At 45.6% G+C, this 24,878-nt stretch carries 21 protein-coding genes and 13 tRNA genes; 23 read left to right on the plus strand and 11 right to left on the minus strand.

Annotated features, from left to right (window positions below; all coding sequences use genetic code 11):
* The first annotated feature begins 6 nt into the window (after nucleotides 1-6).
* The 7 genes from Q8N16_04015 to Q8N16_04045 all read left to right on the plus strand — a co-directional run bounded on the left by Q8N16_04015 (nucleotide 7) and on the right by Q8N16_04045 (nucleotide 6,083).
* Nucleotides 7-1,791 (plus strand): hypothetical protein, encoded by a 1,785-nt coding sequence (locus Q8N16_04015; protein ID MDP3093900.1) that lies wholly within the window; start codon nucleotides 7-9, stop codon nucleotides 1,789-1,791.
* 10 nt (nucleotides 1,792-1,801) lie between these two features.
* A complete protein-coding gene (gene pilM / locus Q8N16_04020; protein MDP3093901.1) occupies nucleotides 1,802-2,953 on the plus strand; it encodes a type IV pilus assembly protein PilM in 1,152 nt (383 codons plus the stop codon).
* 4 nt (nucleotides 2,954-2,957) lie between these two features.
* Nucleotides 2,958-3,494 carry a PilN domain-containing protein gene (locus Q8N16_04025; GenBank protein MDP3093902.1) on the plus strand — a complete coding sequence of 179 codons (537 nt, stop codon included), beginning with the start codon at nucleotides 2,958-2,960 and terminating at the stop codon, nucleotides 3,492-3,494.
* A complete protein-coding gene (locus tag Q8N16_04030; protein ID MDP3093903.1) occupies nucleotides 3,491-4,045 on the plus strand; it encodes a hypothetical protein in 555 nt (184 codons plus the stop codon). Before Q8N16_04025 ends, Q8N16_04030 begins: the two co-directional genes overlap by 4 nt.
* Complete coding sequence (locus Q8N16_04035) at nucleotides 4,042-4,362, plus strand: hypothetical protein (GenBank protein MDP3093904.1); 321 nt, start codon at nucleotides 4,042-4,044, stop codon at nucleotides 4,360-4,362. Before Q8N16_04030 ends, Q8N16_04035 begins: the two co-directional genes overlap by 4 nt.
* Nucleotides 4,363-4,548: 186 nt before the next feature.
* A tRNA-Arg gene (locus Q8N16_04040) sits at nucleotides 4,549-4,620 on the plus strand.
* A gap of 218 nt (nucleotides 4,621-4,838) precedes the next feature.
* Nucleotides 4,839-6,083 carry a hypothetical protein gene (locus Q8N16_04045; protein ID MDP3093905.1) on the plus strand — a complete coding sequence of 415 codons (1,245 nt, stop codon included), beginning with the start codon at nucleotides 4,839-4,841 and terminating at the stop codon, nucleotides 6,081-6,083.
* A gap of 67 nt (nucleotides 6,084-6,150) precedes the next feature.
* Here Q8N16_04045 and Q8N16_04050 read toward each other — a convergent pair whose 3' ends face one another.
* Complete coding sequence (locus Q8N16_04050) at nucleotides 6,151-7,191, minus strand: trypsin-like peptidase domain-containing protein (GenBank protein ID MDP3093906.1); 1,041 nt, start codon at nucleotides 7,189-7,191, stop codon at nucleotides 6,151-6,153.
* A gap of 74 nt (nucleotides 7,192-7,265) precedes the next feature.
* On the opposite strand from Q8N16_04050, the gene Q8N16_04055 reads away from it, so the two are divergent.
* The 8 genes from Q8N16_04055 (at nucleotide 7,266) to Q8N16_04090 (ending at nucleotide 11,112) form a co-directional block, all read left to right on the plus strand.
* Nucleotides 7,266-7,337 (plus strand) — tRNA-Arg (locus tag Q8N16_04055).
* 886 nt (nucleotides 7,338-8,223) lie between these two features.
* A tRNA-Ala gene (locus tag Q8N16_04060) sits at nucleotides 8,224-8,294 on the plus strand.
* 45 nt (nucleotides 8,295-8,339) lie between these two features.
* A tRNA-Ser gene (locus tag Q8N16_04065) sits at nucleotides 8,340-8,421 on the plus strand.
* An 83-nt stretch (nucleotides 8,422-8,504) separates the two neighbouring features.
* Nucleotides 8,505-8,873 (plus strand): DUF4446 family protein, encoded by a 369-nt coding sequence (locus Q8N16_04070; GenBank protein MDP3093907.1) that lies wholly within the window; start codon nucleotides 8,505-8,507, stop codon nucleotides 8,871-8,873.
* On the plus strand, nucleotides 8,866-10,371 hold the full coding sequence (gene infB, locus Q8N16_04075) for a translation initiation factor IF-2 (GenBank protein ID MDP3093908.1): 1,506 nt from the start codon (nucleotides 8,866-8,868) through the stop codon (nucleotides 10,369-10,371). The genes Q8N16_04070 and infB overlap by 8 nt, the downstream gene beginning before the upstream one ends.
* 11 nt (nucleotides 10,372-10,382) lie before the next feature.
* Nucleotides 10,383-10,763 (plus strand): 30S ribosome-binding factor RbfA, encoded by a 381-nt coding sequence (gene rbfA, locus Q8N16_04080; protein ID MDP3093909.1) that lies wholly within the window; start codon nucleotides 10,383-10,385, stop codon nucleotides 10,761-10,763.
* Between the two features lie 66 nt (nucleotides 10,764-10,829).
* Nucleotides 10,830-10,901: transfer RNA gene (locus tag Q8N16_04085), tRNA-Cys, on the plus strand.
* Nucleotides 10,902-11,025: 124 nt separating this feature from the next.
* Nucleotides 11,026-11,112: transfer RNA gene (locus tag Q8N16_04090), tRNA-Leu, on the plus strand.
* Nucleotides 11,113-11,571: 459 nt separating this feature from the next.
* Here the strand turns inward: Q8N16_04090 and Q8N16_04095 are convergent.
* The 10 genes from Q8N16_04095 to Q8N16_04140 form a co-directional block, all read right to left on the minus strand.
* Nucleotides 11,572-12,108 carry a hypothetical protein gene (locus tag Q8N16_04095; protein MDP3093910.1) on the minus strand — a complete coding sequence of 179 codons (537 nt, stop codon included), beginning with the start codon at nucleotides 12,106-12,108 and terminating at the stop codon, nucleotides 11,572-11,574.
* A gap of 189 nt (nucleotides 12,109-12,297) precedes the next feature.
* Nucleotides 12,298-12,369: transfer RNA gene (locus tag Q8N16_04100), tRNA-Gly, on the minus strand.
* A 35-nt stretch (nucleotides 12,370-12,404) separates the two neighbouring features.
* Nucleotides 12,405-12,477: transfer RNA gene (locus Q8N16_04105), tRNA-Phe, on the minus strand.
* 133 nt (nucleotides 12,478-12,610) lie between these two features.
* Nucleotides 12,611-12,682, minus strand: a tRNA-Val gene (locus Q8N16_04110).
* A 161-nt stretch (nucleotides 12,683-12,843) separates the two neighbouring features.
* Nucleotides 12,844-12,925 (minus strand) — tRNA-Leu (locus Q8N16_04115).
* A 6-nt stretch (nucleotides 12,926-12,931) separates the two neighbouring features.
* A complete protein-coding gene (gene rplS / locus Q8N16_04120) occupies nucleotides 12,932-13,297 on the minus strand; it encodes a 50S ribosomal protein L19 (protein ID MDP3093911.1) in 366 nt (121 codons plus the stop codon).
* Between the two features lie 12 nt (nucleotides 13,298-13,309).
* A tRNA-Val gene (locus Q8N16_04125) sits at nucleotides 13,310-13,381 on the minus strand.
* An 81-nt stretch (nucleotides 13,382-13,462) separates the two neighbouring features.
* A tRNA-Ile gene (locus Q8N16_04130) sits at nucleotides 13,463-13,537 on the minus strand.
* Between the two features lie 56 nt (nucleotides 13,538-13,593).
* Nucleotides 13,594-15,477 carry an ATP-dependent zinc metalloprotease FtsH gene (ftsH, locus tag Q8N16_04135; protein MDP3093912.1) on the minus strand — a complete coding sequence of 628 codons (1,884 nt, stop codon included), beginning with the start codon at nucleotides 15,475-15,477 and terminating at the stop codon, nucleotides 13,594-13,596.
* Nucleotides 15,478-15,512: 35 nt separating this feature from the next.
* Entirely contained in the window at nucleotides 15,513-16,583 is a 1,071-nt protein-coding gene (locus Q8N16_04140) for a S1 RNA-binding domain-containing protein (GenBank protein MDP3093913.1), read from the minus strand.
* A 338-nt stretch (nucleotides 16,584-16,921) separates the two neighbouring features.
* On the opposite strand from Q8N16_04140, the gene Q8N16_04145 reads away from it, so the two are divergent.
* The 8 genes from Q8N16_04145 to Q8N16_04180 all read left to right on the plus strand — a co-directional run bounded on the left by Q8N16_04145 (nucleotide 16,922) and on the right by Q8N16_04180 (nucleotide 24,857).
* Complete coding sequence (locus Q8N16_04145) at nucleotides 16,922-17,578, plus strand: MBL fold metallo-hydrolase (protein ID MDP3093914.1); 657 nt, start codon at nucleotides 16,922-16,924, stop codon at nucleotides 17,576-17,578.
* A gap of 11 nt (nucleotides 17,579-17,589) precedes the next feature.
* On the plus strand, nucleotides 17,590-17,898 hold the full coding sequence (locus tag Q8N16_04150) for a hypothetical protein (protein ID MDP3093915.1): 309 nt from the start codon (nucleotides 17,590-17,592) through the stop codon (nucleotides 17,896-17,898).
* Nucleotides 17,895-21,806 (plus strand): DNA gyrase subunit A, encoded by a 3,912-nt coding sequence (locus Q8N16_04155; protein ID MDP3093916.1) that lies wholly within the window; start codon nucleotides 17,895-17,897, stop codon nucleotides 21,804-21,806. The genes Q8N16_04150 and Q8N16_04155 overlap by 4 nt, the downstream gene beginning before the upstream one ends.
* A gap of 84 nt (nucleotides 21,807-21,890) precedes the next feature.
* The gene (locus Q8N16_04160; GenBank protein MDP3093917.1) at nucleotides 21,891-22,415 is read left to right on the plus strand and encodes a class I SAM-dependent methyltransferase; all 525 of its coding nucleotides are present in this window, start codon (nucleotides 21,891-21,893) and stop codon (nucleotides 22,413-22,415) included.
* A 41-nt stretch (nucleotides 22,416-22,456) separates the two neighbouring features.
* Nucleotides 22,457-22,834: a hypothetical protein gene (locus Q8N16_04165; protein MDP3093918.1), complete on the plus strand. Its 378-nt coding sequence runs from the start codon at nucleotides 22,457-22,459 to the stop codon at nucleotides 22,832-22,834.
* A gap of 114 nt (nucleotides 22,835-22,948) precedes the next feature.
* Entirely contained in the window at nucleotides 22,949-23,353 is a 405-nt protein-coding gene (locus Q8N16_04170) for a hypothetical protein (GenBank protein MDP3093919.1), read from the plus strand.
* Nucleotides 23,354-23,507: 154 nt separating this feature from the next.
* Nucleotides 23,508-23,589, plus strand: a tRNA-Leu gene (locus tag Q8N16_04175).
* Between the two features lie 65 nt (nucleotides 23,590-23,654).
* On the plus strand, nucleotides 23,655-24,857 hold the full coding sequence (locus Q8N16_04180; GenBank protein ID MDP3093920.1) for a hypothetical protein: 1,203 nt from the start codon (nucleotides 23,655-23,657) through the stop codon (nucleotides 24,855-24,857).
* Nucleotides 24,858-24,878: the final 21 nt, after the last annotated feature.

The following is a 24,878-nucleotide window of genomic DNA, read 5'->3' on the forward strand; positions in this document are numbered from 1 at the left end:
GCAACCATGATTCGAGAATCCAAAAACGGTTTCGCTGCTTTTTACCTGACGATTCTGGTCTTGACGACAATGGCGGTCATGAGCACCAGTCTTTACGCTTTGTTCCGCAGCCGGATTGAGATTTCCAAAAATGTCGTCAAATCTTCACAAGCCTTTTTTATCGCTGAAGCCGGCCTAGAAGACGCCATCTTCAGGATTAAAAAGAACAAGAAGTACGAAGCCACCTATGATTTCAACGCCGGGTTGGGATCTGTTTCTTTGAGTATCACCAGCGACGGCAACCTTAAAACCATTAAGGCTGTCGGCAACGCCCTTCAGAGAGTCAAGGCCGTGGGCGCGGTTTTGAATACAGAAAGCACAACCGTCTCCTTTCACTATGGAGCCCAGGTTGACAAAGGAGGTATAGTTATGGCCAGCAACACCAAAGTTATTGGCAATGTTTATTCCAATGGGAGCATTGAGGGAGCCGGATCTTCTTCTCAGATTACCGGCGATGCCTGGGTGGCAGGAAGTTTGGCCGGCGAGCCGGATCAGGAATGGACGGTCAAGGATTCTGATTTCGATTTTGGGCTGAAAAAAGGAGAGATTTACTATTTAGACACGGCTCAGAAATTTATTCCTTCGGTTTCCAAAACCTTGAATAAAGCCAGTTTTTACCTAAAAAAAGTCGGCTCTCCTCCCGACCAAACAGTCAGAATTTTATCTGATAACAACGGCAAACCCGGTAAAACGGTTTCGGGATCGGGCACTTTGCGGGCCTCAAAAGTCACCGGCACTTATTCTTGGGTTGACGTCAGTTTTGACCCGGCTCCCCTTCTTTCCGCTGGCCAAGTCTATTGGTTGATGATTGATGTTTCCCGAGACGATAGCAATTATTGGGTTTGGGGCAAGGATTCCAGCGATGGTTATACTTTAGGCACGGCTAAATACAGCAGCGATTGGTCGGTTAAGACCCCGGTTTGGGATAATGTCAATGGTGATCTTGATTTCAAAACCATAATGGGCGGCGAGGGGCCGACGTTTTTGAACAATGTCGCTGTTGGCGTTGACGCCAGAGCCAACACCATTGTTCAATCTTCAATCGGTCGGGATGCTTATTACCAAAATATCGATCAGCAGACCCAGGTGGCGGGCATCAAACATCCCGGCAGCTCTGATCCCGCGAGTAAGGGATTGCCGATTTCTTTGGCGCAAATTCAGGAATGGGAAGCAGCGGCCGAAGCCGGAAGTTTGATCTATGGGAATTACCAGCCGCAGTCGGGAACCGCGATCGGGCCGATGAAAATTGAGGGCGATCTGACTTTTCCCAGCGACAGCCAGAGCAATCCGGTGATAATCTCCGGATCCGTTTGGGTGACCGGGAAGATTTTGGCCAGTAATAATGTCAAAATCAAGCTGAAAAGCGATGCCGGAGTCGGCTTTGCCGTCATCGCCGACAATCCTCAAGACCAAGAGAACCAGGGCAAGATTTCTTTGGGCAATAATACTATTACCGAGGACTCTGCCGGGGGTTATCTGCTTTTGATTTCGACGAACAAATCCGTGAATCCGGCCGATCCGGCCATTCTGATTTCGAACAACGTCAATAAAGATGAAGCCCAATCGATCGTTTTTGCCCTGCAAGGATTAATAAAAGTGGAAAATAATGCTAAGTTTAAAGAGATATCCGGTTTTGCTTTGAAATTAGAAAATAATGCAGAGATTGTTTACGAGGAGGGTCTGATTAACAGCAACTTTTCCACCGGTCCCGGCAGCGGCTGGCAAACAAGGGATTGGCAGGAAATCCAATAACGCTTTCAAGATGCCCGGTCTATTAGATTTAAAAACAGAGGCATTCGGGATCGACATTTCTGATTTTTCCGTGAAGATTGCCAAACTTAAAATCAGGGGCAGGGAATTTGACCTAGCCTGTTTTGGCGAAGAACCGATTCCCCCAGGCCTTGTCGATAACGGAGATATAAAAGACGAGGTGGCTTTAGCCAAAATCATTAATCAGTCGCTGGCCAAAGCGAAGGGAGAAAAGATAAGGACAAAAGAAGTGATTTTTTCTCTGCCCGACGAAAGAGCCTTTTTGCGGATAATCCAGCTTCCGAAAATGACTCCCGAAGAATTGAGGAAAGCGGTTCCGTTTGAAGCGGAAAACCACATTCCGATCCCGATCAAAGAATCCTATCTTGATTTCGAGGCGGTCGAGCCCCTGGTTGATCATCTGGACCATTGCGACGTTCTGCTGGGAGCCGTTCCCCAGAAACTCGTCGATTCCTATATCCGGACTCTGAAAATGGCCGGCCTGAATCCTTTTGCCGTTGACATCGAATCGCTGTCGATCAGCCGCGCCCTGGTGAAAAACTGGATAAGTACGAGGTCTATTTTATTGATAGATTTTGGCGCCACCAGGACGGTTCTAATAATCTTTTCCGGAAGGACGATCAGATTTGTCAACTCGGTTTCCTTTTCTTCCGAAGAACTGACAAAAGCGATTGCTTTAGAATTGAAAATAAGCCGAGACGAGGCCAAAAGAATCCAGATGAATTACGGCCTGGAAGCAAAAACCAAGGTTCAATTGCAGGAAAAAACAGGAGATTTTGAGCTGGAAAGGGAAATCCTCGACGACCATAGGGTCTTGAAGGCTCTGGCCCCTTTTTTGGAGCAATTGACGGCGGAGATCAAAAAATTCCTCGATTTCTGCTACTCTCATGCCAGCCATGAACATCTGCCGTTGGCCAGGCAAGAAGTCACCCAGGTCCTTCTCTCCGGGGGAGGAGCTAATCTTAAAGGATTGGACAAGTATCTTGCCAGGGAGCTGGGGGTCTCGGTTACTTTCGGCAATCCCTGGGTGAATATCTTGCCGGAACCCCAGTCCAGAGTTCCTGAAGAATATCTGCGGAGATCTTTGGCTTACGCCAATGTTCTCGGCCTGGCCCTGAGAGGCATGATTACAGATCAAGATTAAAGGAATGATAAACCTTTTGCCACCACAAGAAAAAAAGGAGAATCTTTCCAGAAAGAAACTGAAATTAATTTTAATATTTGAAATCGGAATCTTGCTGTTTTTGCTTTCTAATCTTTTCATCCTTTTTTCCGTTAAAGTCTATCTCGGCGGCGAGATTGATTCAGAAAAGATAAACTTTTCCCAGAGACAAAAAGAAGTGGACGTGGCGGCGATTTCGAATTTCCAGACCAATATAAAAAACCTGAATGAAAATCTCGGAGAAATAAAGTCTTTTTATGAAAAACAGGTTTCTCTGGCAGGGGTTTTTGAGACGATTTCCGAAAATCTGCCTCAGGGGAGCTATCTGACCAGCTTTTCTTTCCATCAGGAACCGGAATTGAGAAAGGTCAGCCTCACCGGCTATGCGCCAAAGAGGGATGATCTTTTGGCTTTCAAGAGTAGTCTCGAAGGCAGCCGGGTTTTCGCCAATATTGATTTCCCGCCGATCAACTGGGTTTCGCCGGAAAATATCGAATTTTATTTGAACCTCGAGATTAAATGAATAAAAGTATTTTTCAGAAAAAGTATTCATTGAACCTTATTTTCGGCCTGATCGATTTTAGCTTGGCGGCTTTTATAGTCTTTTTCCCAGTCAGAACGATAATCAGCGATACCGAGGCGCTTTCTTCTCTCAAAAAAGAGTTTTTCTTGATTGAAAAACAGGAAGAAAGCTTTAAAAGCTTGGATCGGGATTACCGAATCTATCTTCAGAAGATCGAGAGAATCGACGCTGTTTTTGTCGACGCCAAAGTGCCAATAGCCTTTTTGGACGTTTTAGAAAAGGCTTCTCGGGAAGCCGGCTTTGGGATAAAAATCAGCCCGTCTGCGTCTTCTCGTTCGGATAAAAGTAGCTGGCCGTCAATCGCCTTTCGGGTTTCCGGGCGAGGCAAGCCGGAGAATTTCCTTAAGTTTTTGGATAAAATGGAGAATAGCCAGTATCTAATGCAGGTTTTAGAGCTCAATCTGAGCCGGGAGAAGCTTCTCGACGAAAAAAACGAATTGCCGCCGGAAGTCGAAGCCAGCTTTTTAATAAAAGTCTTTACGGAACAATGACGGATTTATCAAAAGTTATCAGCAGAGAAAAGTTCAAGAAGTTTTTAGAGTTTTTAAAGCAGATTCCCTGGACTGTTGGGAACAGGGCGTTTCTTTTTTTCGCAATTATGATTTTCTTTGCCATTGCCGCCGGGGCCGCCTTTTCCCTTAAATATGTCATTCTTTCTCAGCGCCAGATTTCGGATTCGCCGGAGCCGCCAATTTTCGAAAGGCAATTGCTCCAAAGCATTTTAGAAACTTGGCAGGTCCGCCAGGAAAAACTCGATAAGATTGACGATAAAGCCTATCCAAACCCGTTTTTGCCAAAAAGCGAGTAGCCGGGAAGTTTTCTTGAAAATATATCGGGATCGTGATAAGGTAGTTTTGAATTTAAAATTGAGTCAGCCCTATACGAAATTCCCTTTGGGAATTTCGTCGGGCTCGACAAAATTTCGCAAGAAATTTTGTATAGAGCCCCCATAGCTTAATGGATAAAGCACAAGTTTTCCCCGCCTGCCAAAGCCGCCCCTGTAGTTCAACGGATAGAACGCTAGCCTTCTAAGCTGGACATGGAGGTTCGACTCCTCCCAGGGGCAATGTTCGGCGGGCAGGTAAACTTGTGATGAAGGTCCGATTCCTTCTGGGGGCATAAGGAAGCGTAAAGCGAAAAGCGAAAAGCGTAAAATGAAGGCGAAAAATACGACGGCCGTGGTGTAACAGTAGTGCCAGAACGTGTGGTGTTCTCGATATGAATTTGAACTGTTCCACAGGCTTGGTCTTTTGCTTTTTCCCCGCCTCGGTGTATAATTAAATAATGAGAAAAAAGAGCAATGGCGTCGGAGTCAGTTGCCAAATTTGTGGTAAAGAGTTTTTCCCAAAACCCTACTTTTTAAAGCATAATTGGGGAAGGTATTGTTCTGGTAAATGCCGAAACGAAAGTAGAAAAACGGGGAAATATGTAATCTGTGCTTACTGTGGTAAGGGGGTTTACAGAACAGCCAGTGATCTGAAAAGAAAATTAAAGACAAAGACATATTTTTGCAATAAATCCTGCCAATGCGCCTGGAAAAATAAACGAAGAAAGAGTAAAAATGGAGTCAGGATACTAAAATATATATGGGGGTCATGGTGTAATAGTAGCACTAAGGTTTGTGGAACCTTAAGAGAGGATGCAAATTCCTTTGGCCCCCCATTTTACTCTCTGGTTTCTCGGATTTTAAGATTGAATCCTAGAAAAACCCCGTCGCTTAAAAGACCGGCGAAAAAACTATTATATGAGCTATATTGGAAAAAGAATTATACCCAAAGTGAAATCGCCGATATTTTTCGCGTCACCCATACTAGCGTCAAAAGATGGCTTAATTATTATAAGATTTTTGTTAAGCCACGGACTTTGTCTTGTGGTCGGAACCCTAGTTCTCTAAAAAATCTTGAATTAGGCAAAACGCCAGAAATAGAAAAGAAATCTGCCGAGGCTCGCAGAATATACACTAAAGAGAAGCTTCTTCTAATAATCAGGGAGTTTGTTGAGAAACACGGGCGTATTCCCACTAAAAACGAGTTTTCTCACAGCCGTATTTATCCCGACCATATGACTTATCGCGATTATTTTGGCAGTTGGAATAACGCGATAAAGAAGGCGGGATACGAGCCGAATGATAGATGGTTTGCTGCGCAGAATATTCGTGCGAAGGACGGTCACTCGTGTAGATCGATTTCAGAAGTCATTATCGACGATTGGCTTTTTGAAAACGGCGTCTCGCACACAAGAGAAGAAAAATATCCCGAAGGTAATTATAGATGCGATTTCGTTGTCGAGAATATTTTTATTGAGTTTTTCGGACTGATTAACGCTCCCAATATATCTTTACATTACAATGAAATCGTTAGGAAAAAGATAGGTATCTGTAAAAAACACAGGATACGCTTAATTAAGCTTTACGAAAAGGATCTTTATAATTTAGACTCTATCCTTAGGGAGAAATTGAATGAAAACAGAAAGCTCTGGAATTTTCGATCTTGGGCATCGAATATCCTAAACGCTATTAAACTTTTCTAATCTAATATAAGATTCATTGATCAAGACACAAAAGCAGCCCTTTAGGCTGTTTTTTCTCGTGGGAGATCTAATTTTTTTCTTCCAGTCTTGTTTTCAAGAGAATCTCTTTTTCTTGTCGAAGAACCCTTAGACTGATTTCCTTTCCCGATTCTAGAGTTCGGAGAATTTCTTCCAAAGGTTTTTTCTCAGTGATTTTTTTGCCGTCGCATTCAAGAATGATATCGAATTCCTTGAGACCGGCTTTTTCCGCCGGGCTGCCGGGAATAATGGCTTGATCGTCCGGCACGTCTTCGGAAACCACCAGGGCGCCGTAATCAACGGGCAGGCTATTCCTCTGTTGCAAGACCTTGTTGAGCAAAAGGTATCTGACTCCGAGGAATGGCTTGCGGATTCTGCCGTATTTCTGGATCTCTCGAATATCTTCTTTAAGGTGGTTAACGGGGATGGCAAAGCCGATGTTTTCGGCTCCGAAAACCAAAGCGGTGTTGATGCCAATGGCTCTGCCCTCTAGATTAACCAGGGGACCGCCTGAGTTTCCGGGATTAATGGCGGCGTCGGTCTGAATCAAACCTCTTAATTTTGAGACTCGGCCAGAGATCATGCTTTTGGCAGAGATAAACCGACTGAGTCCGGAAACGACGCCGACCGAAACCGAGTTCTGGAACTCTCCGAGAGCCGTGCCCATAGCAATAGCGGTCTGGCCGAGTTCCAGTTTTTCAGAGTCGCCCAGCTCGATTATCGGCAGGTTTTTGGCTTCAACTTTTAAGAAAACGAGGTCGTTGAGAAAGTCGGTTGCCATAATCTTGGCCGTGAATTCATCGCCGGAGTTCAGGATCACCCGGTATTCTTGTACCAGCGGAGATATTAAGTGGCTATTGGTAGCGACAACGCCGTTGCCGGTGACGATGAATCCCGAGCCGGAACTGATTTTCCGCCCGCTTCTCTTCAACTGGGAAGATATGTTAAAAGGCGTCTTTTTATCCTCCAAAAGACCCCAAAATTGGGAACCCTCTCTTTTTTTTCTCGGAAGCTCTTGGTTGCCGACAATGGAAACGACCGCCGGCAAAGCCTTTTTTATCGCTCTGATGACTAAGGAATCTAAGTTCATAAATTTATTCTACCAGTAAATTCTCGTTGCCGCCAGTAAAAAATTATGCTAGATTAATGCCAGAATTAAAATCCGCCCCCATAGTCTAATGGACAGAACGGGAGTTTCCTAAACTCTAAATCCAGGTTCGACTCCTGGTGGGGGCACTAGTATTAATTTAGTCTCGCTTGGCCGGTTTTTAAAGACGATGTTTTTGTTTTTGATTCCCTTTCTTTGGCGGATTTCTTCCCACAAATGCCAGTAAGTAAGAACAATCCTTTCTTGCGGTTTCAGCCCGAGGATTTTCTCTGTCTTTTCGATTGATTTCCGGTTGCCCTCGATTTCGATAAAGTTGCCAAAGGGCAATTTGTCTAAGACAACTTCGGTATTCTTTAAGCGCCACTTTTCGCGGTATTTTTCCATCACCAGTGTTTTAGAAAATCCTAGGCGTTTTAGGATCCATCCCATTCTTTGGACATCGGAAATCTCCAACTCTGTTTCCTCTCTTTGTTTGAATTTCTTGTTGTCACGGCCAATCTTTTCTTTCATGGTTAAAACGTTTTTAAAACCGGTTCTAGTTCTTATCCAAAGGTTGTGCCGGCGGAGATAGTCATCTGGGGTGTCAAATTTAACAGTTCTTTCAAAAGCCCGGCCCAAAAACTTAGCTTTAGCTTTTTCTAACGCTTTTCGGATGATTTCAGGACGGGAAACTTTAAATTTTACCTCAATTTCTTTCATGATTTTAATCTACCACAAGTATTGTAAAATACCAAAAATCTGGCATGATTTGGAATTGAACCCCATGGAGAAATGTGGATTCGAACTTACTGTCGTACATTGAAAACCGTTAAGGTACAATTTAATCTCCTCCGCTTTTTGGCATAATAGTACATGCGGCCGTTAGTGAGATTATGCCCGAACAAAATCAATCGATAAACTCACGATCGTGAGTTTATCGAAACAATGATTTAAGGCCGGGTCTTAAACTTTTTGAGTTTAGTAAAAGTATTGTAAAATACCAGAAATCTGGTATGATTTGAAATTGAATTAGGAGGGCCCGTAGTATAATGGCAACACGTATCCATGGCATGGATAAATTCGGGGTTCGACTCCCCGCGGGTCCACTAAACTAATTTTAGACGTAGGGTGAGGCGAGGTGTCGGAGTATTGGAGGGTTGGCAGAACGGCAATGCGCTGGTTTCGAAAACCAGTGGGAGCAATCCCTTGCAGGTTCGAATCCTGCACCCTCCGTTAGTGTGAGTTCGTGGGGTCATCCGACCCCACGCCCGGTCGGATGACATGGCGAATCTCACCCTCGCCGCCAACTTAAAAATATGTTTAACTTTCTTAAAAAACAAAAAAAAGAACCCCAGGATTTAAAAGAAGTTATCAGCGAGTTAAGAAGACTGGAAGGCGATATAAACGGTTTAAAATCGGGGCTGGAGAAATTAAAAATCGCCAGCCAGTCGCATTTTCAGAAAATCGGTTTTGTCAGGTATAATCCGTTTGAAGGAGTGGGGTCTGATCAGAGTTTTTCTCTGGCGATTCTAGACGCCAACAGCAACGGTTTTATCGTCACTTCCCTATTTTCGCGCGAGGGCAATCGTGTTTACGCCAAAGCGGTTGAGAAAGGTAAATCCAGTTATCAATTGTCTGATGAAGAAAAAGAAGTTCTTAAAAAAGCGGTAGAATTCAATGGCTGAAGAAAAGGACAATAATACGGGATTAGTTTCGCGGCCACCGATCGTGGTCGTTTTGGGCCACGTCGACTCTGGGAAAACTAGCATTTTGGACGCCGTCAGAAAAGCCCACGTGGCCGAAAAGGAATCGGGCGGCATTACCCAACACGTCGGCGCCTACGAAGCGGAAGTCGATGGCAAGAAAATTACCTTTATTGATACTCCCGGACACGAGGCTTTTTCAGCCATGAGGTCAAGGGGGGCAAAAGTCGCCGACATCGCCATATTAGTAGTAGACAGCATTGCCGGCATCCAGCCTCAGACCAAAGAAGCAATCGGTCACGTCAAAAAAGCGGGAATCGGTTTGATGATCGCCCTCAATAAAGTTGATTTGCCGGGAGTCATCCCCGAAAAGATCAAACAGGAATTAATGAAAGAGGGAATCCAGGTTGAATCTCTGGGCGGGAAGACTCCTTTCGTTGAGGTGTCGGCAAAAACCGGCAAAGGCATAGACGCCTTGCTGGAAATGATTCTTTTAATGGCGGAGATGGCGGATCTAAAGACCGACTCAGGCAAGCCCGCCGAAGGAGTCGTCATCGAGGCCTATCTCGACAGCCTGAGGGGGCCGGTAGCGACAATTCTTTTGAGGGAAGGCAAATTAAGAATCGGAGATGTGATTGGGACGCAGACCACCTGCGGAAAGATAAAGGCGATGGAGGATTTTCAGCGGCTTTCTTTGACAGAAGTTTTGCCTTCAATGCCGGTAGTGATTCTGGGCTTAGAAAGCGTTCCCCAGGTCGGCGACAAGGTCAAGATCTTTCCCGGCATTGACGAAGCCAAGCTTTATGTTCAGAAGAAGGAAAGGAAATCTGCAGACTCTCCGATCATCCTTATCGAAGAAGGCAAAAAGGCTTTGAACCTGATTTTGAAGGCAGACGTTTTAGGGTCTTTGGAGGCGATCGAAGAAGTCTTGGCCGGCTTTCCGCACGACAAGATCGTTTTGAGGATTTTAAATAAGGGCGTCGGCGAAGTCAACGAGAGCGACGTCAAGCTGGCTGAAGCCGGCAAGGCGGTTGTTGTCGCTTTTAGGGTGAAGACGAACTCAACCGCTCTGGCCGTAAAAGAAAGGCTAAAGACGAGGATTCTGTCGTTCGAGATCATCTACGCCCTGGCCAAAGCTGTCAGGCAGTTGATGGAGAACGCTTTGGATTTGGAAACCGAGAGAAGAACGGTCGGCAGGCTGAAAGTTCTGGCGATCTTTAAAACAGACAAAAACCGGCAGATTATCGGCGGCAAAGTGATTGAAGGAGAGATAAAGAAAGGGGCAAAGCTCGAGGTTTGGCACGAGGAACAAAGTCTCGGCCGGGGAAAACTGGTTTCTCTTCAGGAGAATAAGAAAGACGTGGTTTCTGCGGCAAAGGGGAGGGAGTGCGGAATTCTTTTTGAAGGCGGGGCAAGAATTGTTGAAGGAGATATTCTTGAAGCCTTTGAGGAAGAAAAGCACAAGGCAGAATTAGAATAAACTAGGCTTTGATGACAAAAAGGATTTTGCGGCTCAACGAGCTGATAAAAAAGGAGCTCGGCCAGATCATTTTGAGAGAAATTGAGTTTCCGAGCAATGTCTTGGCGACGATCACCCGGGTGGAAACGGCCTCCAATTTGAGCGTCGCCAGGGTGTTTTTGAGTGTTTTTCCGGAGAGTTTTTTTGTCCAAGCCGCCAAAATTCTCAATTCCCAGATTTATTTTCTTCAGCAGGAGTTAAATGAGAAGCTGAGAATGAGGCCGGTGCCTCGCTTGATTTTCTCTCAGGAAAAAGAGACGATTAAAGCGGGTAGAATCGAAGAACTGCTCGAACAAGTGAAAGAAAAGCCAATGTTGAAAAAACCTCGGAAAAGCGGTAAAATGAATCAATAATAGGTCAATAACAGGTGGTCCGGTGTCCGAGAAACATAGGAAGCGGTCTGCCCCGTATAAAAATTTGGCCGGGTGCCCGAGAAGCTAGGGAACGGTCTGCAAAACCGTTTTACATGGGTGCGAGTCCCATCCCGGCCTTAAAGAAGCCAAGATTTTATAATGGGGTAAAAAAATTGTAGGTACGAATCCTTGCCCCGTATATTCTGAGCGAAGCGAAGAATTGTTCGGGGCCGCCCAGGTCTCATAATCGATATAACAATACGCCGGGGTGGTGGAACTGCTAGACACGAAGGACTTAAAATCCTTTGGGAGAAATCCCGTGCGGGTTGGATTCCCGCCCCCGGCACCACTTATTCATGTGGGTTCGAGTCCCACCCGCGGCATTATGAGGAAAATCAACATTACCTTTTTATATTTTGACGACAAGGTCTGCAGCCGGTGCGCGATGAGTGAAGATAATTTAAACGAGGCAATCAACCAATTCAAGAGAACACATAGAGATTTTGAGATAGTAGTCAAAAAACAGAAATTACCAAGAAGGAAAATAGAGGAATCTCCCACCATCTTGCTAGATGGCACAGATTTAGAATCTTACATTCCTTCTGCTTCAAAACCGAAATCAGATCATTGCGACGATTGTTCTTGTTTGCTTAATTCTTCAGTTTCATGCAGAACCTATGGAAATGACAAGGCCGTATCTAAATCCCAAATTTTAATGGCGCTAAAAAAACATATCAAACATTGAAAACCAAAACCCGCTCTAACGAGCGGGTTTTGTGATAACAACGAGGCCGGGGCTTGTTGAGAATTACTGCAAAGTTTCAATATAGGTATATTTGACGCCGAAAAGCCTGGCTTGGTAGCTCGAGGGGAACCAAACGTCGATTTGGAAGTCTCCCATCCTCTGGTTCATCCTATCCTCTACCCAAAAAATCTTTTCTCCAAAATATTCAGGTATTCGAATTCTGGTATTAAAAGGCAGTAAATTGCTAGCGACCACGCCGTCACGGGTAAGGGTGCCAGCAGCGGTCAAATAAGGAGTATCGTCAGTTTCCCAAATAGAGCTAGAATAGGCGGTGACAGTGACTGGGATCGTTTCTAAGACAATAACTTCGCTTTCAGGCAGATAATGGCTACCGGCGGTTAAAAATGAGTTTTCCTGGATTACCGGGGTTTCTGTTGCCGAAAGAGCTGGCTGGGCAACTATAAAACCAGCCTCGGCCTCGGCGAGATGGGAAGGGGCGGATACTGGGGAAAAGCTTAGACAAAACAGGATAACCAGGGCCCCTAAGAGAGGAATTTTCCTCCCGCCTAGGGCGGGAAGGCGTTTACTATCAGATTCCATTTTAAAGTCCTCCAAAAGGAGGATTTCCCCATCTTAGCCGGTTTTGGGAAGGGTGTCAAGGGTTTTTAAAGGGGCCCATTTAAGCTAAAAACCGGCTTAAACCGGTTATTAGAGCGGGCCGCCCTTCTCGCCTCGCTTCGCTTGGCGAAGCGGGCGGACGAGCCTCGCTCATCTCGCCAAAGGCGGATGAGCGGGTGAGCGGAGTCGAACCGCCTTCTTGATCTTGGCAAGATCACATAATAACCATTATACGACACCCGCAACGTACAAATTCCTTTGAAATTTTACATTTTTTGTGCCGGGGCGCAGAGTTGAACTGCGACCTGATCTTTTTCAGAGATCCGTGCACACCGCGTACACCACCCCGGCCTACACTTATTGTGCTTAAATTTGTCTTCTTTTCAACCGGGTGGGCGAGACAGGATTTAGACCTACAACTTCTCCCACCAAATTTGTGGACGGTAGAGGATTCGGACCTCTGGCCTCCCCGCCCTTTCTTTTGTGGGTGATACTGGATTTGAACCAGTGGCCTCTTCCGTGTAGAGGAAGCGCTCTGCCTCTGAGCTAATCACCCTCTTGAAAGGGCGGGGCGCTCTAGCCATTGAGCTAGCCGTCCTTCAAAAATGCGCGGGAGAGGACTCGCCCCGTCATCCGACGGGGCGTGGGGTCCCGTCATTCGACGGGATTCAATCCGGTCGTATGACCGGATCGAATGACCCCACGAACCCGCAAAAGTGCCCGAGGCGGGATTTGAACCCGCAAGCCTTGCGGCATGCGCCCCTCGAACGCACGCGTATACCAATTCCGCCACCCGGGCCTAATCCTATTCTGTTGAGGGCTTGGCTCCTTTTTCTTTTAACTTCGCCCGTTTGCCCTTGGCGGTTCTCAAATAATAAAGCTTTGCCCGGCGAACCTTGGGTTTTTTTAAAATCTCGATCTTCTCTATTGACGGTAAATGAAGCGGTAAGATTATTTCCGTGCCGACTCCGGCCGCTATCCGACGAATGGTGATTGTGGCGCCAGCCTCTTTGCCGTGTTTTCTGGCGATGACGGTTCCTTCGAAAACGTGGGTTTTTTCTTTCTCCCCTTCTTTAATCTTTTGGAAGACCTTGACCTGCTGACCGGACCTGATCTCGGACAGGTCGGATCTTAAATATGGCTTAAGAAATACTTGTGTTTTATTCGTCATATTTTTACTTAGTGGGCGGTATAGGATTCGAACCTATGGCCCTCGTCACGTCAAGACGATGCTCTACCGCTGAGCTAACCGCCCGTGATTTTTGTTTTCGGTTGGGCATGCCTGGATTCGAACCAGGAACCTCGGTCTTATCCCGCCAGAGCGGGACTCAAAATCTGGTGGGCCCGGAAAGAATCGAACTTTCTACATTCGTCTTATAAGGACGATGTTCTACCAATGAACTACGGGCCCGCCAGATTCTGAGTTAAGGACCTTGCTCCGCCATTGAGCTACATGCCCTTCTAAAACTATACTGCTTTTATTTTCACTTTTAAATTTACAGGCTTGGCTTTTTGCTTAGGCTTTTCTTCGTTTTGTTTTTGGCCGATTAAGCTTTCGAACTCCCCCCTTTCAATAATTTCCTTTTCGATCAGGACCCTGGCCACTTTTTCCATCAACCCCTTTTTCTTTTTAAGGATTTTCTTGGCAGCTTTTTCCGACTGGTTGATGAATCTTTCCACTTCCTTGTCGATTTTCAAGGCCACTTGTTCGGAATAGGGTTTTTGGAACGACTCTCTGGCCCAAAAGAATTCATCGGGCTGTTCGACAAAACTAATCGGGCCCAAAGAGGACATGCCGTATTCTTTGACCAGTTTTCTGGCTAAAATAGAAGCTTTTTCAAGATCGTTGGCGGCTCCGGTGGTAATCTCGCCGAACTTTAGCTTTTCGGCAACATAACCGCCCAGGGAAACAGCGATTTCTGCCAAAAACTCGGTCTTGCTTCTGATTTTTCTTTCTTCGGAAGGAACTTTTATGGTGTAGCCGGCGGCCATTCCCCTGGCAATGATAGAAATTTTTCTGACCGGTTCGACATTCGGAGAAAAGGCAGCGACCAGAGCGTGGCCGACTTCGTGAAAAGCAGTGATTTCTTTTTCCCTTTTTGAGAGGATGTGGCTTTTTCTTTCCGGTCCCAGCAGGACTTTTTCGATCGATTCCAGGAGATCTTCCTGAGAAACCTGGGTTTTGTTTTTTCTGGCAGCCAGAATAGCGGCTTCATTGGCGACATTTGCCAGTTCAGCCCCGGAAAACCCGGGAGTTCTTTCCGCCACTTCTCTCAGATTAATATTAGAGCTCAAAGGCTTTCCCCGGCAGTGAATTTTTAGGATTTCCTCTCTGTCATTAATGTCGGGCAGGTCGAGCACGATTCTCCGGTCGAACCGACCCGGCCGCAAGAGAGCGGGGTCTAGAATTTCTCCGCGGTTCGTGGCCGCGAGCACGATTCGGCCGTCGTCTCTTTCAAAACCGTCCATTTCGGCTAGGATTTGATTGAGGGTCTGCTCTCTTTCCTCGTGGCTGCCAGCTATCCCGAAGCCTCTCATTTTTCCGATACTGTCGATTTCATCAATGAAAATAATTGACCGCCCGGCTTTTTTAGCTTGGTCGAACAAACTCCGTACTCGGCTTGCGCCGACACCAACAAATAGCTCGACGAATTCGGAACCGGAAATGGAAAAGAAAGGAACCCCGGCTTCATTGGCGACGGCACGCGACAACATTGTTTTGCCCGTTCCGGGCGGTCCCACCAATAAAACTCCTTTGGGGATTTTGGCCCCCATAGCCAGGAATTTTTTCGGGTATTTCAGGAAGTCGACAACTTCTTTTAGTTCTTCTTTCGCCTCTTTGAGGCCGGCGACGTCCCGAAAAGTGATTTTTTCTTGGGGATGGCCTTCGGCTCCGAAAAGCCTGGCTTTAGCTTTGGTAAAATCAAAAGCCTGGGCGGCGCCGACTTTCGTCTGGCGGAACATCAGCCAGAAGAACAGCCCGAAAAAGACGAGCGGCAGGATAAAGGATAGGGTTTGGACAATCTCGATCACGGTTTGGTCGTCCTTTTTCACTTCGATCCCCAGCTTTTCAAGTTTTATTTTATCAACGCCGTAGTTGACCAAAGTTTGCGACAAGGATGCTTCTTCTTCTTTCTGGACAGCGGCCTGGCTTTCGTCCACAAAAGTGATTTTGAGATTATTGCCTTCGACGAGAATTGTTTTCACCCTTTCCTGGTTGATTTGGTCTACCAGCTGGGACAGCGAGAGTTGCTGGGGAACGCTTTTCGGCTGGCCGAGAAAAGAAAAAACAGCCGAAACAGCCAGGAAGATCATGACGACGAGGAAGAAATTTTTGAGCAGTTGCTTCATTTGACTTCAGGTTAATTTTAGGGAAATTTTGAACATTAGGCGATCGGCTTTAAAAGGAGGCGGTGCTCCTTAGGATCGATCAAGAGCACCTCAAAACCATATTCAGAGCCTATCTTGAGTGATTCTTCCATTCTTTGCTTGCTTCCGAATTCAGAGATGTGGCAGAGCCCCTGGATTTTCGGCGCCACCTCGACAAAAGCTCCAAAAGGATTGAACTTAGTCACTTTTCCCTTGATGATTTTCCCTTTTTCGTAGTCTTTTTCAATATTTTTCCAGGGGTCTTCTTTCAAAGCTCTCAACGACAAAGAAACCTTATCGTTTGAGATGTCGATAATTTTCAGTTTGGCTTTCTGGCCGACTTTGACAATGTCTACGGGATTTTCGATCAGCTGCCAGTCAAGTTCGGAAATGTGGACTAATCCTTCGATGTTTTCCGGGCCGAATTTGACAAAGGCGCCGAAATCGACAACCCCGGTTATCTCGCCGTCGACAATGTCGCCCGCTTTGTAGTTTTCGAGGATCTCTTTGATTTTCTCCGTTTCTTTGATTTTCTCAGAGAGAATTAGTTTTTCCTCTTTGGGGTCTAGGTCGAGGATTTTTACTTCCATTTCCTGGCCGACGAATTTCTGAAGTTCTCTTAAAATCTTGCCGGCGTCGCCGTCTTCCACTCTTGGGTAGTTGATGGAGCTCAGCTGGGAAACCGGCAGGAAAGCGTTGATGCCGGAAACGCTGGCGAGCAGCCCCCCTTTATTGGCTCCGAGGATTTTTACCGTGATGTTTTCGCTGGCGCCTTTTTTTTCTTTCAGCCTCAGCCAGGTGATTTCGCGGTCGGCCTCAAGAGCCGAGACCTCGAAGAAGCCTTCCTCGTTTTCAAAATCGACAACTTTGACAAAAAGCTCCTCTTCTTCCTTAACTTTCTTTAAAATCTCTTTTGCCTGCAAAAACTCTCTGCCGAAGATCACGCCGGTTCCCCAACCCCCCAAGTCAACATAAACAGAAGATCGGCCCCGGCCGACGACCCTGCCTTTAATGATTTCTCCCATCCTCGGAGGCTTCAGCAGCTCGTTTTTATTTTTCGCTATCTCTTCCATCAACATATTTGGCATATTTTCCAATCTAGCACGCTTTGAGTTTTTTTTCAACAACATAATTGAAAGCAAACTCAAGATATGATAAACTAATTAATAGGTTGCTAACTATTAAATTTAACCTCGATATTTTAGGCATGCCTCGTAGGAAATGATTATGTTTTCGTTGTTTCCCAAGCTAGAGGTTTAAAGATATTTGACTTTAATCTTTCAGGGCAACCGAGAGAAATCATCCTAAAAACATAATTAACAAATATTTTCTTTTCAATTTAATTCTTATCAAATGAAATATCCCTTGCTTTACATAAACAGTCGATTAAGAAAAATAACGGAAAATATTTAATTTCCTACGGGGTATGCAAATTATTTGGAGAGGCCAATCCTGTTTTCAGATTTTGACAACCTCGGGCAAGGACAACCAGGTTTCCTTGGTTATCGACCCTTTTGGCGAAGATTATGGCTTGAGGGTTCCAGATCTGGCGGCCGACATCGTTCTCGTCACCCACGACCATCAAGACCACAACAATCTCGGGGCGGTCAAAGGCAAACCTTTTTTAATTGACGGCCCGGGAGAGTACGAGATAAAAGGCGTTTACGTCCAGGGGGTGCCGGCTTTTCACGACAAGAATTTCGGCAAAGACAGAGGCAGGGTGACGATTTACAGCTTTGAGAGCGAGGGAATGAGGGTCTGCCATTTGGGGGATTTCGGCCAGAAAGAACTCTTCCCGGAGCAGATCGAGGACATCGGCGAAGTCGACGTCCTGCTGATTCCGGTCGGCGGCGTCTATACGATCGGAGCCCAAGAAGCCCTGAAAGTTATCAGTCAGATCGAGCCGAAGATCGTCATTCCGATGCATTATTCTCTGCCCAAGCTCAAAGTCAAGCTGGAGGGCGTAGATAAGTTCTTGAAAGCCATGGGCAAGAAAGCCCAGGAGCCTTTGCCAAAGCTGACGGTCAAGAAAAAAGACATAATGGCCTCGGAAGAAACAAAAATAATCGTGTTAAGAGCTTAATTGCCTGAATAATGGAAAAGATCAGAGAGATTTTGAAGAGAATCCAGGAAAGGCCGGAGGCCGAAAGAAAGACGATTTTTTGGGTCCTGGCGGTAATTCTCGGGGTCCTGTTTTTCGGAGGCTGGCTGGCGATTACTAAAGAACGCTTGGCCGGCATCAACAAAGAAAAAGTTCGCCAGGATTTAAGGCTACCTGAATTAGAAGAAGAACTTAGCAAATTGCCCAAGCTGGAAATGCCCAAATTCGATCAGGAGCAGATAAAACAATTGGAAGAGCTTCTGCGGCAACAAGGAGAGGTATTGCCTACAGCAACGCCATGAGCAAAAAAAAGTTTAAAAAGCCCGCTTCATCGGCGGGAGCGCGGAAGAAGCGCAAAAAACAAGGCGAAGAAAAACAGAGCTTGGAGTTAAAAAAGCCGAATTTTGGCATCGGCAAGGTTGAAGTGCGGGAGATCGTAGAAGAGATGAAAGATTCCTATATCGACTATGCGATGTCGGTGATCGTTTCGCGTGCTTTGCCGGATGTCAGAGACGGCCTAAAACCGGTCCAGAGAAGAATCCTTTACGCTATGCACGAGATGGGATTGACCCACGCCGCAAAATCCAGAAAGTCGGCAGCAGTTACTGGGGAAGTTTTGGGAAAATTCCATCCTCACGGCGACCAAGCAGTTTATGAGGCGGCCGTCAGAATGGCTCAAGATTTTTCTTTAAGATACCCTTTAATTCAGGGCCAAGGGAATTTTGGCTCAATTGATGACCCAGGAGAATATGCGGCCATGCGTTACTGCGTTTCGGGGGATACGCTTATTCCTACAGAAGATGGCCTTATTTCTATTGGGAAAATTTCTCAAGGACGAGTAGAGAAAATTGAAAAAAGAGTTTTATCTAGAGATAAAGTGGTTAACCGAGCGATAAAATGGTTTGATAGTGGCAGACACCAAACAATAAAAATAAAAACCAACCACGGGTTTTCCCTGAAAGGTACGGCGAATCATCCTATTCTTGTTTGGCGATCTGGTCAGCCGTTTGGCCAACCAGAATTCTGTTGGAAATTATTAGGTGATATCCAAAAAGGAGACGTGGCAGTTTTGGACAGGACGAGCAATATTTTATGGCCGGAGAAGGGAGTTTCGCTCAAAAGTTATTACCCCCGTGATTTTGGCGCCAGGGTACAGGTAAAAAAGCTTCCTGAAAAGCTGGGTGTGGATTTGGCGCATATTCTCGGAGCCTTGGTTTCCGAAGGAACAGTGAAGGAAAAAGAAATCGAATTTTGCAATAGCGATAGTAATTGGATCAACGAATTCCAGCATCGGTGGCAAAGGATTTTTCCCGATTGCCGTTTGCACCATTTTCAACGGCAGCCCAACTCTTTCGGGAAAAAGTCTTATGAGACGTTGGAAATTCATTCCCAGTATGTGGTTGAATTTTTGAGGAATTTAGGACTCGTTCCGGTTAAGTCGGCCTTTAAAACCGTTCCTTGGGCCATTCTTGAATCTCCCAAACCCGTTGTTAACGCTTTCTTAAAAGCATTTTTTGAGGGAGATGGAAGTATTAGCTATAGCGGGAAAATGACTGAATTAAGCTGTATTTCAACCAGCGAGGTTCTCGTTAGCCAATTACAGATCCTTTTATTAAGGTTTGGCATAGTTGGCACTAAACGTTTTGATCGTCACCGGAACACTCACAAGCTTTATATCAGGGGGTTGACTAATTACCGGTCGTTCAGAGACGAAATCGGATTTGTTTCTCGTCGCAAGAACGGAAAGTTAAACGCGGCGATTCTTCGCCTTAACAAAGATTATTCGCAGACAGATTGCATTCCATTCCTAAGCGGATTTGTCAGGAGTGGTTTTGGCGAGGAAATTTCGGTCCCGGAAAAGAAGTATCTTATGAGTCATAATTTTGATCGTTATCCTAATTTTAGACGCGAATGCGAAAGAATCGCCTTGGCTGTACGTCCGAATTTAGAACAGGACCCGCGAAATTTATTAGAGAATTTGATCAGCAATAATTATTTATTTGATCCTATTATTGAAAAAGAAGATGGCGGTCTGGAAGAGGTTTATTCTTTGAAAGTAGACAGCCATTGTCATTCGTTTGTCGGTAACGGTTTTATTAACCACAATACGGAAATGCGTTTGTCTAGAATCGGCGAGGAAATACTCAAAGATATTGAAAGGAATACAGTTGATTTTATTGATAATTACGATGGTACCAGAAAAGAACCGAGCGTTTTGCCTTCGCCCCTGCCCAGTCTTCTTTTAAACGGTTCTTTTGGCATTGCCGTCGGCATGGCCACGAGCATTCCGACTCACAATTCGAGAGAAGTCTGCGACGCCCTTGTCTATTTGCTTGACCATCCCAAAGCCGACACCGAAGACCTTTTTCAGTTTATAAAAGGGCCGGATTTTCCGACCGGCGGCCAGATATTTAACCTCAAAGAGATTATCGAAGCCTATTCTCAGGGCAAGGGGCCGGTATTGATGCGCGGCAAGGCTGAGATTGTCGAGCACGAGGGGAGCGGGAAAATGCAGATTATCATTTCGGAAATTCCTTTCCAGGTTCGAAAATCAACCCTGATCGAGCAGCTGGCGAACCTGGTCAGCGAGAAAAAGATCGACGGCATCCGCGATATCAGAGACGAATCTGACAAAGAGGGATTAAGAATCGTCATTGACCTGCAGAAGAGTTCCTATCCCCAGAAGATCTTGAACTATCTCTACAAGTTTACCGAGTTACAAAGAACCTTTCACCTGAACCTTTTGGCTCTGGTTGACGGCATCCAGCCCAAGGTTTTATCTTTAGTGGAACTGCTGAGTTATTTTCTATTGCATCGCAAAGAAGTGGTTTTAAGAAGGACCAAGCACGATCTGGAAAAAGCCAGGGAAAGAGCCCACGTTTTAGAAGGGTTGCATAAATGCCTGGCCAACATCGATGCCGTCATCCGTCTGATCAAGAATTCAGCCAGCAGAGACGAGGCGGAAAAGAACCTGATCAAGCGTTTTAAGCTCAGTAAGATTCAGGCCAACGCCATTCTGGAAACAAAGCTGGCGGCTCTGGCGAAACTGGAAAGGAAGAAAATCGAAGAAGAATTGAAAGCGATTCAGCTGAAGATCAAGGAATTGATAGAGATTCTAAAGAGCCCGGAAAGGATAAAAGCGATTATCAAGAAAGAGCTGGGAGAAATCAAGCAGGTTTTCGGCGACGAAAGAAGAACCAAGCTGGTAGCTCGGGAGGTTGAAGAGATCGCCGAGGCCGACCTCGTTCCCCAGGAAGAAACGGTCATCACTCTGACCGCCGGAGGCTACATCAAAAGGATCAATCCCTCTGTTTACAAACTTCAAAAAAGAGGCGGCAAAGGCATTTTGGGGATGAAGACCGCCCAAGAAGACATTGTCGAGCATTTTGTTCCGGCGATGACTCACGACGACCTCTTCTTTTTCACCGATTCGGGCAAGGTTTTCAGGGCTCAGGCTTTTGAGATTCCGGAGGGCGCCAGAGTCGCCCGCGGCCGGGGACTTCTGAATTTCTTGGAAATCTCTTCCGAAGACAAAATTCTTTCTCTGATCGCCTCGAGCAAAAAGGACAGAGAGGAATCCAAGTATCTGGTCATGGGGACCCAAAACGGTATAATAAAGAAAACCACTATCGAAGGCTTTGCCAACGTCAGGAGGTCAGGATTGATCGCCATCACCCTTAAAAAGGGAGACTTTTTAAGAAAAGTGGTTAAGACCTCAGGAGCAGATGAAATTATCATTGTTACCAGAAAAGGCCAGGCGATCCGCTTCAATGAAAAAGACCTGAGGGAAATGGGAAGACAGGCAGCCGGCATCAGAGGAATTAGGTTGCAAAAAGGAGACGAGGTAGTCGGCATGGGAGTGATTAAGCCTTCGGCCAAGGCCGCGTCGAAGAATATATCAAAGCCGGATAAAAAATACTTGCTAGTGCTCACCGAAAACGGTTACGGCAAGAGAACCGAGATTGAAGATTACAGGTTGCAGAAAAGAGGAGGGTCTGGCATCAAAACCGGCAAAGTTACCCCAAAGACCGGGGCGATCGCTGCCGCCAGAGTCCTTTCGAACGAAGAGGATTTGATAGTCATTTCTCAAAAAGGCCAGGTTATCAGGATCGTCATCGCCCAGATTCCCAAATTATCCAGAGCAACCCAGGGAGTCAGGATCATGAAGCTTGACCAGGGAGACCGTGTTGCTTCCGCAACCTGTATCTAATACTGAGCGACTAGCGTCTAGGGATTAGCGTCTAGTAAAAATTCTAGACGCTAGAAGCTAGTCCCTAATTAACTAGAAAGGAATATGGAATTTTTAAATCCAGAACAAGTCCTTAATCAATTAGAATTGTCAGAAAGCATGCTGGCTGCGGATTTTGGCTGCGGGGCCGGCGGCTGGGCTATTCCTCTGGCGAAAAAGCTGAGAACGGGCAAAGTTTATGCTATCGACATCCAGGAAGAAGCTCTTTCCGCCTTGAGAACAAAAATAGACACGGCAAGATTGAATAATTTAAAATTAATCAGGGCCGATCTAGAACAGGGAGTGGGAAGTTCAATCCAAGCTAATCTTTTGGACTTGGTTTTGGAGACCAATCTTTTGTTTCAGGCGAACGACAAAAAAAAGGTCGTCGAAGAAGCAAAAAGAGTTTTAAAGCAGGGTGGCGAGCTTTTGGTGGTTGATTGGAAACCGCAAGCTAAGATGGGCCCCGAAGGCGGCAGAATCAGCCCCTCGGAAGTAGAAGAACTTGCCAAAAGCCTCGGGTTTGTCTTAGATAGAGAAATCGAGGCTGGAAGCCATCATTACGGATTGCTTTTCAAGAAACCGCGATAAAGCTTGCTTTTTACCGGGATTTAGTTTTAAATATATATATTATGAAAAAAGTTATTTGCGCAGTTTCTTTAATAGCCGCCGGCCTCATAGTTTTTCCGGGGATGAGCTTTGCCGCCGCCAACTGTAGCGCCAGTCCCGCGCCTTGTCCGGCTGGCTCTATTTGCGTTCCCAATCCTTTGAAATACGGCAGTTTTGAGTGTTTGATAGAATCGATTATCAATTTTATTTTCGTAGCCTCCCTTCTTTTGGCTCCTCTGATGGTTTTGGTTGGGGCTTTCTATTTGATGACAGCCGGCGGCAATCCTGCCAGAGTCAAAACAGCCCAATCGATCTTTATCTGGACAGCCGTCGGCCTCTTGATTGTTTTTATGGCCAAGGGTTTGATGTCGGCCATTAAAGCTCTTTTTGGAGTAGTTTAGACTATTGAAAAATGTTAACTTAAAGGTCGATACGAATTACCATTTAAACCTTCTTAAATAATGAAATCTTCTTTTTTCGCGTTATTCTTAATAGTTTTGGTCGCGGGATTAGTGATGCCAGTCGCAACTTTAAGGGCGGCGGACGAACCGGTAGAATGCTGCAGGATGGTTAAAGATATGAAAGTTTCCGGAGTCAACTATAGCAAAAACGATATTGTCGGGCCCGGCGACGCTGCCAGCGCTAATTGTCCCCTTGGCAATATCGTAGCCAATACCGATAACTGGGGAGTTGTCTGCTTTCTGAACATGCTGAATATTGTCATCAACTGGATCTTCATTGCCTTGATGATTTTGGTGATTATCCTGACGCTCAGTGGCGCCTTCAACTTGATGACCTCCGCCGGGGATGTAGAAAAAGTAAAGACAGGCAGGGACAGGATAATGTATGCCGCCATCGGCCTGGTAGTCGCCTTGATAGCTAGAGCCATTCCCTCGATCGTCAAAGCCATCTTCGGTTAATAACATTGATTTAAATTGAATGTTGACAAAGACAGCGATTTGGCTGTCTTTGTTTTGTCCAGAACCTTGATTTTTAAGATATCATAGCTAGAATAACAGATAGCGCGGACGGGGCAGGTTGACAGACGCGTCCCCCACCGATTCTCTTAAATTTGCTCCTGTGGCGGAACTGGAATACGCGCAGCGCTTAGGACGCTGTCCCGTAAGGGTTAGAGGTTCGAATCCTCTCAGGAGCATAAAATTTGGTGGGGGATGGAGAAACCCGTGTGGATTCGACTTCCACCGTCCGCACTAATAATACATGAACAAAGAAAGGGGTAAAAAATTTTGCAAAGATTGCGGGACGCTATCTATCTATCATGTCCAAAACTGGCTGGATGAATTTACAAATAGACTTTTTCCCCCCATATCTTTACCCCGGAAATTTGGATTTCTCTTCGATGCTTTATTAGATAAAATTTTCACCATTTTTAGGCTAGCTTCATGGAAAAACGATTTTAGGCGTTCTGATATTCAACTGCGGAGCACTTGTTTTATTGAAGAGGCCAGAAAACGCGGAGTCGAATTCAAAGCTCTTCGCGGACCTTTCGGTTATACAAATCATTTTCGGGCAGAAATCAACGGGAAGCCTTTTCGATTTGAGAGTTTGCCAATAGCAGACTTTGCCAGCAAGTTAAGCATACAGATTGTTGGTGATAAAGAAAGAACAAAAAAACATCTCAAAAAAGGCGGCTTTCCAATTGCGGACGGAAAAAGCTTTTGGTTTTGGCAAAAGAAAAAAGCTATTCAATTTGGAATAGGAAGACTCGGTTTCCCTTTAGTGGCGAAGCCACGCGGCGGTTCTGTGAGCAGGCATGTTACTACGAATATCCAGGATTCTGAAAAATTGAAAAAGGCGATTGATAACGCCATAACCTATTCGCCAGCCTTTATTATTGAGAGGTTTATTGCCAACGCGTTTGTATATCGAGCAACGGTTATTGATTTCGATTTTGTTGCCTGTGTTAAACAGGTGCCGGCCAATGTTGTGGGCGATAGCATCTCAACAATCCGTGTGTTGATTGATAAGAAAAATGGCGACTCCAATAGAGGCGGGCCGCATCAAAAAGAATTTACGCTTCATAGAATAGTTGAAAACGAAACAACAGAAAAATTATTGAGTGAAAGAGGATACACTTTTTACAGTGTGCCCAAAAAAGACGAGATTGTTTTTTTACAGTACGACCCATTTCTTAAGTTAGGAGGTGATTTAATCGAAATGACGCCACAAGTTCATCCGGACAATCTCAAGCTTTTTCACCAAGTCGCCAGATTTTTTGATATTAAGGTAGTGGGAATAGATTTTTTAGCTTCAGACATTTCTCGCTCCTGGAAAACACAACAGAGCGCCATCCTCGAGCTGAATAGCCTTCCCTGCATCGAACTTCACCATTTTCCATCTTCTGGCAGGCCGCAAAATGTGGCAAAGCCTATTACTGATTTATTTTTTAAATATTATCTGTAAGATTTCCGACACGGAAGCCAA

This window comes from bacterium (assembly GCA_030693425.1).
Lineage (GTDB): Bacteria > Patescibacteriota > Minisyncoccia > Minisyncoccales > GWA2-46-15 > GWA2-46-15.

What these genes read in the sequence shown, in the direction of transcription:
- Q8N16_04070 (MDP3093907.1), top strand. Translation starts at nt 8,505, where the DNA reads ATGTTTAACTTTCTTAAAAAACAAAAAAAAGAACCCCAGGATTTAAAA.
- Q8N16_04160 (MDP3093917.1), top strand. Translation starts at nt 21,891, where the DNA reads ATGGAATTTTTAAATCCAGAACAAGTCCTTAATCAATTAGAATTGTCA.
- Q8N16_04025 (MDP3093902.1), top strand. Translation starts at nt 2,958, where the DNA reads ATGATAAACCTTTTGCCACCACAAGAAAAAAAGGAGAATCTTTCCAGA.
- Q8N16_04030 (MDP3093903.1), top strand. Translation starts at nt 3,491, where the DNA reads ATGAATAAAAGTATTTTTCAGAAAAAGTATTCATTGAACCTTATTTTC.
- Q8N16_04095 (MDP3093910.1), bottom strand. Translation starts at nt 12,108, where the DNA reads ATGGAATCTGATAGTAAACGCCTTCCCGCCCTAGGCGGGAGGAAAATT.
- Q8N16_04015 (MDP3093900.1), top strand. Translation starts at nt 7, where the DNA reads ATGATTCGAGAATCCAAAAACGGTTTCGCTGCTTTTTACCTGACGATT.
- Q8N16_04145 (MDP3093914.1), top strand. Translation starts at nt 16,922, where the DNA reads ATGCAAATTATTTGGAGAGGCCAATCCTGTTTTCAGATTTTGACAACC.
- rbfA (MDP3093909.1), top strand. Translation starts at nt 10,383, where the DNA reads ATGACAAAAAGGATTTTGCGGCTCAACGAGCTGATAAAAAAGGAGCTC.
- Q8N16_04155 (MDP3093916.1), top strand. Translation starts at nt 17,895, where the DNA reads ATGAGCAAAAAAAAGTTTAAAAAGCCCGCTTCATCGGCGGGAGCGCGG.
- Q8N16_04150 (MDP3093915.1), top strand. Translation starts at nt 17,590, where the DNA reads ATGGAAAAGATCAGAGAGATTTTGAAGAGAATCCAGGAAAGGCCGGAG.
- Q8N16_04165 (MDP3093918.1), top strand. Translation starts at nt 22,457, where the DNA reads ATGAAAAAAGTTATTTGCGCAGTTTCTTTAATAGCCGCCGGCCTCATA.
- Q8N16_04050 (MDP3093906.1), bottom strand. Translation starts at nt 7,191, where the DNA reads ATGAACTTAGATTCCTTAGTCATCAGAGCGATAAAAAAGGCTTTGCCG.
- Q8N16_04140 (MDP3093913.1), bottom strand. Translation starts at nt 16,583, where the DNA reads ATGCCAAATATGTTGATGGAAGAGATAGCGAAAAATAAAAACGAGCTG.
- Q8N16_04045 (MDP3093905.1), top strand. Translation starts at nt 4,839, where the DNA reads ATGAGAAAAAAGAGCAATGGCGTCGGAGTCAGTTGCCAAATTTGTGGT.
- ftsH (MDP3093912.1), bottom strand. Translation starts at nt 15,477, where the DNA reads ATGAAGCAACTGCTCAAAAATTTCTTCCTCGTCGTCATGATCTTCCTG.
- infB (MDP3093908.1), top strand. Translation starts at nt 8,866, where the DNA reads ATGGCTGAAGAAAAGGACAATAATACGGGATTAGTTTCGCGGCCACCG.
- Q8N16_04035 (MDP3093904.1), top strand. Translation starts at nt 4,042, where the DNA reads ATGACGGATTTATCAAAAGTTATCAGCAGAGAAAAGTTCAAGAAGTTT.
- pilM (MDP3093901.1), top strand. Translation starts at nt 1,802, where the DNA reads ATGCCCGGTCTATTAGATTTAAAAACAGAGGCATTCGGGATCGACATT.
- Q8N16_04180 (MDP3093920.1), top strand. Translation starts at nt 23,655, where the DNA reads ATGAACAAAGAAAGGGGTAAAAAATTTTGCAAAGATTGCGGGACGCTA.
- Q8N16_04170 (MDP3093919.1), top strand. Translation starts at nt 22,949, where the DNA reads ATGCCAGTCGCAACTTTAAGGGCGGCGGACGAACCGGTAGAATGCTGC.
- rplS (MDP3093911.1), bottom strand. Translation starts at nt 13,297, where the DNA reads ATGACGAATAAAACACAAGTATTTCTTAAGCCATATTTAAGATCCGAC.